This window comes from Rubrimonas cliftonensis, assembly GCF_900107585.1.
Lineage (GTDB): Bacteria > Pseudomonadota > Alphaproteobacteria > Rhodobacterales > Rhodobacteraceae > Rubrimonas > Rubrimonas cliftonensis.
Genome location: NZ_FNQM01000043.1, coordinates 1 through 11,443, shown reverse-complemented (window position 1 = coordinate 11,443; position 11,443 = coordinate 1). Strand labels below are relative to the sequence as shown.

9 protein-coding genes and 1 pseudogene are annotated in these 11,443 nt (G+C 69.2%); 6 read left to right on the top strand and 4 right to left on the bottom strand.

Annotated features, from left to right (window positions below):
- Positions 1 to 181: 181 nt before the first annotated feature.
- From BLW43_RS21760 to BLW43_RS21735, 6 genes are read left to right on the top strand one after another with little or no spacing between them, the layout of a single operon-like run.
- Positions 182 to 1,711: an ABC transporter substrate-binding protein gene (locus BLW43_RS21760; protein ID WP_175479056.1), complete on the top strand. Its 1,530-nt coding sequence runs from the start codon at positions 182 to 184 to the stop codon at positions 1,709 to 1,711.
- 7 nt (positions 1,712 to 1,718) lie between these two features.
- Positions 1,719 to 2,681, top strand: coding sequence for a nickel ABC transporter permease (gene nikB / locus BLW43_RS21755; protein ID WP_093256816.1), 963 nt, complete (start codon positions 1,719 to 1,721; stop codon positions 2,679 to 2,681).
- Complete coding sequence (locus BLW43_RS21750) at positions 2,674 to 4,401, top strand: dipeptide/oligopeptide/nickel ABC transporter permease/ATP-binding protein (RefSeq protein ID WP_093256812.1); 1,728 nt, start codon at positions 2,674 to 2,676, stop codon at positions 4,399 to 4,401. The genes nikB and BLW43_RS21750 overlap by 8 nt, the downstream gene beginning before the upstream one ends.
- A 3-nt stretch (positions 4,402 to 4,404) precedes the next feature.
- The gene (locus tag BLW43_RS21745; RefSeq protein WP_093256809.1) at positions 4,405 to 5,232 is read left to right on the top strand and encodes an ABC transporter ATP-binding protein; all 828 of its coding nucleotides are present in this window, start codon (positions 4,405 to 4,407) and stop codon (positions 5,230 to 5,232) included.
- Entirely contained in the window at positions 5,229 to 6,050 is an 822-nt protein-coding gene (locus tag BLW43_RS21740) for a (2Fe-2S) ferredoxin domain-containing protein (RefSeq protein WP_217632282.1), read from the top strand. Before BLW43_RS21745 ends, BLW43_RS21740 begins: the two co-directional genes overlap by 4 nt.
- The gene (locus BLW43_RS21735) at positions 6,047 to 6,538 is read left to right on the top strand and encodes a DUF1289 domain-containing protein (protein ID WP_093256807.1); all 492 of its coding nucleotides are present in this window, start codon (positions 6,047 to 6,049) and stop codon (positions 6,536 to 6,538) included. Before BLW43_RS21740 ends, BLW43_RS21735 begins: the two co-directional genes overlap by 4 nt.
- A gap of 737 nt (positions 6,539 to 7,275) precedes the next feature.
- Here BLW43_RS21735 and BLW43_RS21730 read toward each other — a convergent pair.
- The 4 genes and pseudogenes from BLW43_RS21730 to BLW43_RS23815 form a co-directional block, all read right to left on the bottom strand.
- The gene (locus tag BLW43_RS21730; protein ID WP_217632281.1) at positions 7,276 to 9,336 is read right to left on the bottom strand and encodes a PhoX family protein; all 2,061 of its coding nucleotides are present in this window, start codon (positions 9,334 to 9,336) and stop codon (positions 7,276 to 7,278) included.
- 691 nt (positions 9,337 to 10,027) lie between these two features.
- Positions 10,028 to 10,879 (bottom strand): alpha/beta fold hydrolase, encoded by an 852-nt coding sequence (locus BLW43_RS21725; protein ID WP_093256802.1) that lies wholly within the window; start codon positions 10,877 to 10,879, stop codon positions 10,028 to 10,030.
- Positions 10,872 to 11,135, bottom strand: coding sequence for a hypothetical protein (locus BLW43_RS21720; protein WP_093256799.1), 264 nt, complete (start codon positions 11,133 to 11,135; stop codon positions 10,872 to 10,874). Before BLW43_RS21720 ends, BLW43_RS21725 begins: the two co-directional genes overlap by 8 nt.
- Positions 11,132 to 11,443, bottom strand: a pseudogene (locus tag BLW43_RS23815) (WD40 repeat domain-containing protein); the annotation flags it as partial. The pseudogene BLW43_RS23815 and the gene BLW43_RS21720, both read right to left, overlap by 4 nt.

The following is an 11,443-nucleotide window of genomic DNA, read 5'->3' as shown; positions in this document are numbered from 1 at the left end:
TGTCGAAGCTCGACGAGTTGCTGCCTTGGAACTGGGCCGCCAAACAAAGCCCCTCCGTCAAGGCTGCTTAGCCGCGGCCCTCAACGGAGGGGTACATTATAACATAAATGATACCGAAGGATCCCGCGCCATGATGCTGTCCCCGATAGCCCTTTCGTCTCGCCTTGGGCTCTTGCGCCGAGTGCTGACGAAGGCCGCCCTGGCGAGTTGTCTGCTGGTTGCTGTGCCGCACCTCGCGCCGCAGGCGAGCGCCGCCGACAAGGCGCCGCCTGCCCAGCAAGTGCTGCGGCTGGTCACCGCCAACATGCCGCGCTCGCTGGACCCCACGAACATCGACGCGCAACGGTTGATCAACAACGGCTTCGGCGAGCCGCTGGTGCACCAGTCCTTCGATGGCACGCGGCTGATCGGGGCGCTGGCCACCGACTGGGCGATGGTCGAGCCGACCCGCTGGCGGGTCGAGCTCCAGCCGCAGGCCCGGTTCTGGAGCGGGGCGCCGGTGACGGCCGAGGCGGTGGCCGCCTCGCTCAGGCGGCATCAGACCGAGAACCCGCGCACCCGCACCACGTTGCGCGATGTCGAGTTCGTGGCCGCCGGGCCGAACACGCTGGAGATCGTGACGCCCACCGAGAACCCGGCCTTCCTGTTCAGCCTCGTCACGCTGCCGATCGAGAACGTGGCGGCCATCGCCGCCCTCGGTGCGGCCTACGCCACCACCGGTGACATGACCGGCTACTTCCGTCCTGTGGAGTTCATCCCCGGCGAGCTCATCGCGGGTGTGCCGTTCGATGGTCACCACGGGCCGCGGCCGCATCTCGAACGCATCGAGGCCCGCTTCGTGGTCGACCCTCAGACCCGCTATCTCGCGCTCTTGTCGGGGCAGGCCGAGATGGACGCAAATGTGCAGTTCGAGCAGCGACGCCTTTATCTGCGCAACCCCGCCATCACCATCACCGAGCGGGCGCGCAGCACCTGGAACGTGTGGATGAACTACACCCATCCGCTTCTCGGTGACCCACTGATGCGGCAGGCGCTCAGTCTCGGCGTCAACCGCGACGAGATCGTGAGCCGGGTGATGGCGCCCTTCGCCGTGATGTCAACAGCGCATTTTCCCGCGGGCCTCCCCTATGCGATCGAACGCACGCAGCGCTTTGACCCTGCGCAGGCACGGGCCATCCTGGATGAGATGGGCTGGGTACCGGGGCCGGACGGCATCCGCCGCAAGGATGGGCAGGTGCTGGAGTTCCGCGTGCTGACCTATGGCTGGTGGCAGACCATCGCGGTGGTGCTCGAGTCTCAGTGGCGCGACATCGGGGTGCGGGTCTCTTTGCAGGTCGTCGAGCCTGCGGCATCGAACCAGATCATGCTCGACGGCGCTTTCGAGATCGCGACCTACTGCTCCTGCCCGGCGCCCACAGGCGACCTGCACGGCCAGCTGCGGCAGTATCACCATTCGGGGTCGGTGCAGAACTGGCAGCGCTACGCCAACGCGGACGTCGACGCGCTGCTCGAGGCGCTGCGCACCGAAGCCGACCCGGAACTGCGCTATGCGCTGGCGCGGGACATCCAGGAGATCCTGTTCGACGACACCGCGCTTTTGTGGGTGTCAAACGCTTCGGTCCTCTCCAATGCCCATGCCGCGCAGGTAAGGGGGGTCGATCCCGAGCGTCCGAGCGACATCACGCCCGGCATGTTCATAGCGGTTCGGTGAGGGCGGGATGCTCGCCTATGCCGTCAGGCGCGCCGCAGCCGCGCTCGCGGCGCTGCTCGGCGCCACCGTCGTCATTTTCCTGTTGCTCCGGGTGATCCCAGGAGACCCGGCAACGGCGGTGTTGCTGACGATGCTCGACCCCGGTGCAGGCAGCGCGGAGTTGTCGAGGGCCGACATCGAGGCGCTGCGCGCCGAGCTCGGCCTTACCGGTCCGCTCCCGCTGCAGTATCTGGAGTGGCTGGGCGAGATCCTGCGCGGCAATCTTGGCGCCTCGCTGCGCAGCCGCCAGCCGATCATGGGCGAGTTGGCCGCGCGCATTCCCGGCACGCTGACGCTGGCGGCAACCTCGCTTGTAGTGATGCTGGCCATCGCGCTGCCCTGCGGCCTGGTCAGCGCGCTCTATGCTGGGCGGTCAGCCGACCACCTGAGCCGGGCGCTCAGCCTGCTCGGCGAGTCGCTGCCGAACTTCTTTCTCGGGGTGCTGTTGGTATACCTCTTTGCCCTCTGGCTGCGCTGGCTGCCGTCGATGGGCTGGCAGGGGCCCGAAAGCGTCGTCCTGCCCGCGCTGACCCTGGGCGCCGGCATCGCGGCGACCACGGCGCGGTTGTTGCGGGCCAGCCTGCTCGACACCCTGTCGCAGCCCTTCATGCTGATGGCGGAGGCCAAGGGCCTGAGCCGCAGCCGACTGCTGTTTCGCCACGCCCTGCGCCCCGCGCTGATCCCGGTGCTCACGGCCTCCTCGCTGGTGCTGGGCGGGCTTCTGGGCGGGGCGGTGGTAGTGGAGACCGTGTTCGCTTGGCCCGGCGTGGGGCGATACATGATCGAGGCCATCGCCGGGCGCGACTATCCGGTGATCCAGGGGTTCACCCTGTTCATGGCGGCGCTGTTCATCGTGCTGAATTTCGTCGTCGACATCCTCTACCGCGTGCTCGACCCGCGCGTCCGCGTCGAGGTGCGTCGCCATGCCTGATCGGCTGTCGCGCAACCTCAGCGCAGCGCTAAGGCGCGACCCGCTGGGCTGTGTCCTCCTCGCCCTGGTCGGAGCGCTGGTGCTGCTGTGCGTTCTCGCGCCAATGGTGACCCGCAGTGACCCGACAGCCACCGATTTCGCGCGGATGCTGACGCCACCAAGTGCCGAGAATTGGCTCGGCACCGACGATTTCGGGCGCGACGTCTTTACAAGGCTCCTGTTCGGCGGGCGCACCTCGCTGGCGGTCGCCGTCGTCGCGGTTGTCTTCGTCATGGCGATCGGGATCGTCGTGGGCATTGTAGCGGGGTATTTCGGCGGGGCGGTCGATCTGGTGCTCGGCAAGCTGATCGACGTGCTGCTGGCCTTTCCGCGGCTGGTGCTGGCCATCGCCGTTGCAGCCCTCATGGGCGGCGGCATCACCTCGCTGATCGTCGCGATCTCGGCGGTGGCCTGGCCCGCCTACGCCCGCATCCTCCGCGCTTTCACCCTGCAGGTGGCAAATGAGGGCTATGTGCAGGCGGCCCGCACCCTCGGCACCCCGGTCTGGCGAATCCTGAGCGGGCATGTCGCGCTGAACCTGATCGGGCCGATCCTCGTGCTGGCCATGCTCGATCTGGGCAACCTGATCCTTGCGATCTCGGCTCTGTCGTTTCTCGGTCTCGGCGTCGCCCCTCCGACGCCTGAGTGGGGCTCGATGCTGAACGAAGGCCGTGCGCTGATGGAGATCGCGCCGTGGTTGGTTCTGGCCCCAGGCATGGCGATCTTTCTGGTGGTGCTGAGCGCCAACTACTTCGCCGACATCGCGCGCGACAGCACCGAAGGCCGCGCCGTGCACGGGCCGAGCGACTGGATCGCTTTGCGCCGCCCTGTCGCCGCCCCTGCGCCGGCGCCGCCCATCCCCGACACAGCACCGCTGCTGGCCTTCGAGGACGTCACGGTCGATGTGGTCGATCCCCGTTCGCCCTATTGCGGCCGGCGCATCCTGCACCAGGTGCGCTTCACCGTGGGTCCGCGCGAATGCGTCGGCCTCATCGGCGAGAGCGGCTCGGGCAAGAGCACGCTGGCCATGCTTGCGATGGGGCTGACGCGCCCGCCGCTGGCGCTGACCGGCGGCGCGGTGCGGCTGTCGGGTCGCGACACTGCGGCATGGCGCTGGGACGACTGGCGCCGGGTGCGTGGCGCCGCTGTGGGGCTCGTCAATCAGGACCCGCTGTCGGCGCTCAACCCGGTGCTCACGATCGGCGAGCAGATCGGCGAGGTGATGGCCGCCCATGACGCGGTGCAGCCCAACGCACGGGCGGCGCGGCTGCGCGAGGTGGTGGACGAGGTCGGGCTTCCAGCATCGGTGGTCGGGCGCTACCCTCATGAGCTTTCGGGCGGCATGCGCCAGCGTGTGGTCATCGCCATGGCCATCGTCAACCGGCCTGCGCTGCTGATCGCCGATGAACCCACCACGGCGCTCGACGTATCGACCCAGCGGCGGATCCTCGACCTTATCCGCGACCTCGGCGAGCACTATGGGCTGGGCGTGCTGTTCGTCTCGCACGACCTGCGGGTGATCGCCCGCGTCGCCGACCGGGTCGTCATCCTGCGCGAGGGCCGCGTCGTCGAGACCGGCGCCACCGCCGCCGTCTTCACGGCCCCACGCGAGCCCTACACCCGCGCGCTGATGGTTGCGATCCCCGGCCAGCGGCGCCGGCCCCAACTGGCGGAAGTTTGAGCCGTGTTGTCGGTCGAGGGCCTGTCGAAGCGCTATGGGGGACACGACGCCGTCCGCGACGTGTCCTTCTCGGTGTCGCCGGGAGAGATCGTCGGCCTTGTCGGCGCTTCCGGCTCAGGCAAGAGCACCATCGCGCGCTGCATCCTGGGCCTCGAGCGGCCCGACGCGGGGCGGATCCGCTACGGCGACGCCATCCTCACCGACCGCGCTGGCAGACGCGCGGCTCGCCGCGCCGTCCAGGCGGTGTTCCAGGACCCGCGGTCGAGCCTCAATCCGCGCTGGACCGTGCGGCGCATCCTGTCGGAGCCACTGGAGACATGGATCGGGCGCGAACCAAGGGCAGCCCGAACGATGCGCCTCAACGCACTGCTGAGTCAGGTCACGCTGTCGCCCGATCTTCTGGCGCGCTATCCCCACGAACTCAGCACCGGCCAGTGCCAGCGCCTCTGCGTGGCCCGCGCCTTCGCTTGCGGCCCGACGCTGCTGGTGCTCGACGAGCCGCTGTCGGCGCTGGACGTGTCGGTGCAGGCGCGGATGCTCGTGATGCTGCGCGACCTGCATGCAGCCGGCGGGCCGAGTTACCTGCTGATCACCCATGACTTCGCCGTGGTGCGCGAGATCTGCGACCGGGTCCTCGTGCTGGATGGCGGGCGGATCGTCGAGACCGGGCCAGTAGCCCGGGTCCTCGATCGGCCGTTCCACTCCGTCACCCGCGCCCTGCTGCTCGATGCGCTGCCGCTCCCGTTCCAAGCGGCGGCAGCTCCCTGCAAATGGACCGTTCTCAACGACCCAACCCTCGACGATGCAACAGCAGGAGCCCCGTCCCCATGAGCACGGATGACAACCGTCTGGCCGGGCGCCTCCGCCACGGCGCGCAAGCCTCCCCTGCCACTGGGATCCTCCTAGTGGCCCGCGCGGCGGTCGCAGCCGCCCCTGTTGCAGAGATGGCGCAGTGGGCGGCGTTGGCCAGGCAGCGGCATCCCGCGGCTCGGGTCGCGTTCGGCTTCGTCGGGCAGGGCGCTCCTTCGGTGCGTGCTGCGCTGGCGGACCTGCGCGCCGAGGGCGCCCACGAAGTGCTGATCGTGCCTCTGATGCTGCCTTTCGAGCCATCGCTGCGCAACAGCCTTGGCCGCATGATCGCCCGCTGGCGCGCTACGGATCCGGCGCCATGGCCATCCATCCGGCTTGGAACCGGCTGGGCGCCGCACACGGCTGCGCCCTCGGGGCTGCTCGACTGCCTTGTCGCCGCGGCGGCCGGGGCTGAACCGCTGTCAGTGGACACGGCCAAACCGGAGGGCTCGCTGGTGCCCGCCCAACATCATCGCGTGCTGCTTTGCGCGGGCGGCCCCTGCACCCAGGCGGGAGCACTCATCCTCTGGCAGCACCTGCGCGCCCGACAGGACGAATGGAAGTTGCGGCAGGAGGGGGCGGGCATGATGTCGTGCCGCACCACCTGCCTCGGTCCCTGTGCGCTCGCGCCGGTGATGCAGGTGTGGCCCGACGGCGCCACCTATGGCGGCCTCGACGAGACGGGCACTGACGCCGTGCTGCGCGGGCATGTGCTCGGCGGCCAGCCGGTCGATGCGCTCCGCTACGAGCCGACCGGCCGCAAGCAGCGGCTGCGCGGCGAGGATGGACCGGCGCAATGACCGAGACTGCCATCACCAGATTCTGCACCGGCGTCTGCGCCTACGACCCCGCCGACGGCTGGCGCCTCGGCTGCGGGCGGACACGGGCGGAGATCGGTGGCTGGGGCGATGCGCAGGAGGCGGACCACGCGGCGATATGGGCCGCGCCGCCCGATCGGCTCTCGAGCCTTGTCCGCACCGATGACGCTACCTTGATCGCCCGGCTCCGCACCCTGCTCGGGGCCGACCTTCCGACGATGCTGAGGGAGGCGGGGGCCGCGTTGGTTGCCGCGAGCCCCGTCCGCTTGGTTGAAACCACTCTTGCCCGCGCCGACGTCTCGGCGCCGATCCCGGCGCCGGGCGAGCGCCCGCCTGTCGGGTGTCACACCCATCTGTTGCCCGGCGCGCCGGCGTTGCGGCGCGAGACGCTTCCTAGGCTCGATCTGCCCGAGGTTTATGCACCGGCGGCCGTGTTCTATACCGCCGCGCTCGCGCATGGACAGCCATGACGCCTCCAGCGCCGCGCCCGGGTGCGCTTACCGGTCTGGGCGATCTGCGGGAAGCTTGCTGCAGCGCCGATACCCATGGACTATGTGACGCGCGGACAGCCATGGTCGAATGGCTGGAAGATTGCTGTCGGTCGGCTCTGACGGTGGAGGGCGATCGTGGATCGCTTCGGGCCGACCTTGGGCGGGAGCCGCGCCGTAGCCACCGCCCCGATCACGCGCCATAGTTTCGGCGGGCCGAGCGCCATGGCCCACGCCAGCTATGTGATAAGCGCGCGGGACATGGCGCTCGACGCCCCGCCACTGGCCTGGTTTTGCGCCGCGCCGTGGCCGCCGTTCTCACCGCCGTGAAGCTAAAATTGGAATGTCGGTCATTTTGTCAAGTCGCTTCACATTTAATGGCAAACTCTCGCGATTAAAGGCACAGTCTCACGAAAAACAGCACAATACCAACGTTGTTATTCCAGAAAATATTTACATCAGAATCTCGTTGATCAGGGCACAGTGACCCGCGCCTCCGTCACATCCGGGAGGAGCGGTTGGTCTAACGCCTTGATTGCCGCACACGTATCACGATGGCTAAGCCACCGGCATGCGCCCCGGGAAGGGTCGGAGCGCCGAAAGGGGCGCCGTCATCCATTTGTGGCTCCGGGCTTACGCCAGGAGCCGTTGCTTGTGGCCTGCTCCACGGGACGGATCGCATTAAGGCCGTGCGCCCCGTCGCAGGATTCGAGGAGCAGTCAGGACCCGACCATGCCGCCGTCGGCCTTGGTGATCACGATGGTCGCGGAGCGCGGCACCGTCGCGCCGTCATAGTCCGGGAAGCCCGAGCCGAAGTTGCCCGCCGCGAAGTCCTCCGGCGAGGCGTGCGCGCCCGGGTGCTGGAAGTTCACGAACAGTGTGCGGCCGTCAGGCGTGCTCACCACACCGGTCGTCTCCTGCCCCCAGGGGCCGGTGAGGAACCGCTTGATCTCGCCGGTCTCGACGTCGGCGATCAGCATGCCGTTCATGCCGAAGTCCTTCAGCGGACCCGAGTAGTCGGGGCCGATGTCGCCCATGTCGGTCTGGATCCAAAGCCGGCCGTTCTCGTCGCACCACAGGCCGTCGGGGCAGGCGAAGATGTTGTCGTCGTTCAGCGACCCGCCCGCGGGCGCCACCGAGCTGCGCCCCGTGCCGGCGATGACGAACAGGTCCCAGCCGAAGCTGGACCGGGTGTGGTCGTTGCCCTCGTAGTTCCAGCGCACAATCTGCCCGAAATTGTTCTCGGCCCGCGGGTTGACGGCATCGACCTGCGCCTGCGTGCGGCGCGAGTTGTTGGTGAGCGCGAAGTAGACGTCGCCAGTGCGCGGATCGATAGTGCCCCACTCGGGCCGGTCCATCTTGGTCGCGCCGACGTGGTCGGCGGCGAGGCGCGTGTTGACGAGGATGTCGGCGAGATCGGCGAAGCCGTTGGCCGGCGTCAGGCCGTTGCGGCCGGGCGTCAGCGCCAGCCACTCGCCGGCGCCGTCGTCGTTGAAGCGCGCGACGTAAAGCGTGCCGCTGTCGAGGATCGAGCCGTCGGTCTCGCCGGCGACATAGGGCGCGTCGGAGACGAACTTGTAGATGTACTCGAAGCGCGAGTCGTCGCCCGAGTAGCACACCACCGGCGCGCCCTCGACGGCGGGCGCGAACACTACGCCCTCATGGGCGAAGCGGCCCAGATGGGTGCGCTTGACCGGGGCGGCGTCGGGGTTGAACGGGTCGATTTCGACCATCCAGCCGTAGCTGTTGGGCTCGTTGCGATAGTCCTCGGTCGCCGAGGCGCCGCGGGTGGTCGCGTCCCAGCGCACGAACTCGTCGGCGCCCGACTTCGCGAGGTGCCAGCCGTAGCGGCCGCCCTGCGGGTTTGTCGACACGCCGTAGCGTGCGTGCTCGCGCGGCAGGTCGGGCTTCTGGTCAAGCTGGGTGGTGTTAGCGAAGTAGCCGGCCCAGTTCTCCTCGGCGGCGAGGTAGGTGTTCCACGGCGTGTAGCCATGGGCGCAGTTGTTCACGGTGCCGCGGGTATTCGTGCCGTCGGGGCTGTACTTGGTGCGCACATGGGCCGAGCCGCGGACCGGGCCGGCGATCTCCATCGGCGTGTTGGCGGTGATGCGGCGGTTGCGCGGGTCGGCCACGATGGCCCAGCTCCCGTCGGCCTGCTTCGCGGTGCGGTAGACCGACACGCCGTGCGCAGCGATCTCCATGCGCACCTCGTCGTCGTCGCGCTTGCCGTCGGCGTCGTAGACCACGTCGCTGTCGCCGATCGGCTGGCCCTTGTAGCCCGGCTTCTCGGCGTGCAGGAAACGCGGCTCGATGTATTCGTGGTTCACCACCAGCAGGCCATCTTCGGAGGAGCCGTCGATCGGGAAGAAGTGCATCCCGTCATGGTGCTGGCCGACCTGATGCTCCTGCTCGTCGCCGGAGTTCGCGCCGGAGCGGAAGGCCGGCATGTCGCCGGAGATCGGTGCGCCCGCCGCGCCAAGCACCTGGAACGTGTAGCCCTCGGGCAGCACGACCTTGTCCTCGAAGCTCACCGGCACCGGCGCGAAGCCGATCAGCGGCGAGGTGCTGCTCGCCAGCGCCGCCTTGCCCGACAGACCGCCGCCGATCAGCCCCGTGGCGATGCTGGCGAGGCCCCCCATCAGAAAGCCGCGACGTGCGACGCGGGCCTCCATCACCTCGTAGAAATTCCGGTTGGCCGACAGGTTGCACGGCGGCTCGTCGCCATGCTCGTACCCCATCGCCTCGGTGTAATCGGGATAGTCCTTCTCGAAGTCCTTCACGGCTCGCTCCCTGGATGGCTGGCCTGACATCTTCGCACCGAGTGTATCCGATGATTTGAATCAGTTTTGTGATAGTCCTTTCGCAAGCACGTGATCAGGGCCGCACGATCAACCCGCGGCTCCGTCCGAAGTCCGAGGCAGGCTGCGCCAACCGATGATGCGCCCCCCCGCGGGAAGGCGCGTGATTCTTCGGTCGGGCCGTCACCACAGGCTGAGACGCGGACGCGCGCAAGGCCGACTGCGACGCGGACCTCGATGCTCATCCGCGGACCCTGTGCGGAGCACACCGATTTTGGCGCGCGCGGCTTCGACTGGCGGGGCCGCGGCGACGAACTGCAGGCGCAGTTCGTCCTAGACTGTGCCGCCGCCAGCTCACGACTGTCCTCCGCAGTGCATGTCGCGCGGGGCTGGCGTGAGGCGCGATGGACACCCTAGCGCCGCGGCCAAGGCGGGCGCGAACGGCCAAAACCGCGACGCTGTTGACGCCGCATTCCGGCGCCGAAGTCAAGTTTGCTTCGTGCACAGCAGGTAGGTGGCCTTTCCTCTGATTTTCGCCAACGACCTTGTGCCAAAGGACTATCGAAATGCCTTGACCTGGCCGATCAGCCTAAGCTTTCTCGGCACATGGCGTGCGGGTAGTGCCCCGCGGCTTGTCGATCCGGACGGCGCGTGTGGGGTATCTCAGCGTTCATCACCCTTCCAGGATCGCGGTTGCGGTCTCGTTCGGCCGCTCCTCATGCACGCCGAGCTTGGCGCCGGCGACGATGGTCGGCGTCACGCCTGCGGCGTCGGCGAGCGCCCCCATTTCCGCGCGCGACTTCCCGGGCGTCTCCGCGCCCCAGACCAGTGTCAGCCGCGCGCCGAGCGCGGCGCCGGCGGCCCTGAAAGTCGCGCCGTCGTCGAAGGGGTCGAGCGCGCCGGTGACGAAACGCACCGAGGCGAAACGGGCGCCGGGCGCATCGGCGACGGCGAGCTTGGCGGGGAAGCGGTCCGGCGCGAGGAAGGCGGGGTCGGCATAGACATGCCCGCGCGCCATGCGGCGGATCACCGGGCGCGACAGGTTCAGCGCGTAGAGCATCGGGCCGATCACCGGCGCGTCGACCGCCGCGCGCACGCGGGCGAGCCAATCGGGCCGGCGCGCCAGCATCGTCGGCAGCGGTCCGCGCCATGTCGGCGCGATCAGCGCAGCGCGGTCGAAGGCGTCGCGGTCGGGGTGGGCGAGCAGGTAGCCGGCCGCATGGCCCGCCGCGACCACGAGCGCCGGGCGCGGCGCGACCTCGGCAAGCAAATGCGCGAGGAAGGCCGCCATGTCGGCGCGGCTCCACGCGCGTCGTGGGCGCGGCAGATCGCCGAAGCCGGGCCAGTCCACCGCGAGTGTCTGGAACCGCGGCGCCAGCCGTTCGGCCAGCGGCCCCATCTCGGCCCGGGTCGAGATCGACGACAGGGCGGGGAGCAGCAGGGCGAGCGGCCCGTCGCCGCGTCGAGTGAGGCCAAGCCGCAGCTTCTCGCCGTCGATGCGCCAGTCGAGGGTCGCTTCAGTCATCCTCATCCCCCAGCGCGGCGATGTCCGCTTGAGTCACGGCCGCGAGCGGCTTCTCGATGCGCCACTTGGCGGCGCCACCGCCACCGTGCATGACCGTCACCACCGTCTCGAGATCGGGGCAGCCGTCGTCGCGGCAGGCGAGTTCCGCGATCGACACCACGTCGTCGGGGCCGAGCGCGAAGCGCGCCTCGACCCACGCCTTGACCGAAGCCGCGTTCGGCGAGGCGCGGCGGCGCCCAAAGAGCCCGCCGATCATCCGCCGAGCCGCAGCCAGAGTGACAGGCCGTCCTCGCAGCCTATGAAGAGCCAGCCCTCCGGCGTCAGAGCGAGCGCGGTGACCGCGGCGCCGCCGGAACCCTTCACCACCGCGTCGCCGTCGGCGCCGATGCGCCCGGCCAGCACGGCCCCGTCGCGCAGCCCGGCCAATACGAGGTTCTCGCCGTGAAGCCCCGTAACCGCGCTGCACAGGCGCTTGGCGCCGAAGCAGGTCTCCTCCGGCGGGCGGCCCATCGGCCCGTCCTTGCCGTCGAAGGGCCAGCACACGGCGGCGTCGGCGCCGGACGT

What these genes read in the sequence shown, in the direction of transcription:
- nikB (WP_093256816.1), top strand. Translation starts at nt 1,719, where the DNA reads ATGCTCGCCTATGCCGTCAGGCGCGCCGCAGCCGCGCTCGCGGCGCTG.
- BLW43_RS21750 (WP_093256812.1), top strand. Translation starts at nt 2,674, where the DNA reads ATGCCTGATCGGCTGTCGCGCAACCTCAGCGCAGCGCTAAGGCGCGAC.
- BLW43_RS21740 (WP_217632282.1), top strand. Translation starts at nt 5,229, where the DNA reads ATGAGCACGGATGACAACCGTCTGGCCGGGCGCCTCCGCCACGGCGCG.
- BLW43_RS21735 (WP_093256807.1), top strand. Translation starts at nt 6,047, where the DNA reads ATGACCGAGACTGCCATCACCAGATTCTGCACCGGCGTCTGCGCCTAC.
- BLW43_RS21725 (WP_093256802.1), bottom strand. Translation starts at nt 10,879, where the DNA reads ATGACTGAAGCGACCCTCGACTGGCGCATCGACGGCGAGAAGCTGCGG.
- BLW43_RS21720 (WP_093256799.1), bottom strand. Translation starts at nt 11,135, where the DNA reads ATGATCGGCGGGCTCTTTGGGCGCCGCCGCGCCTCGCCGAACGCGGCT.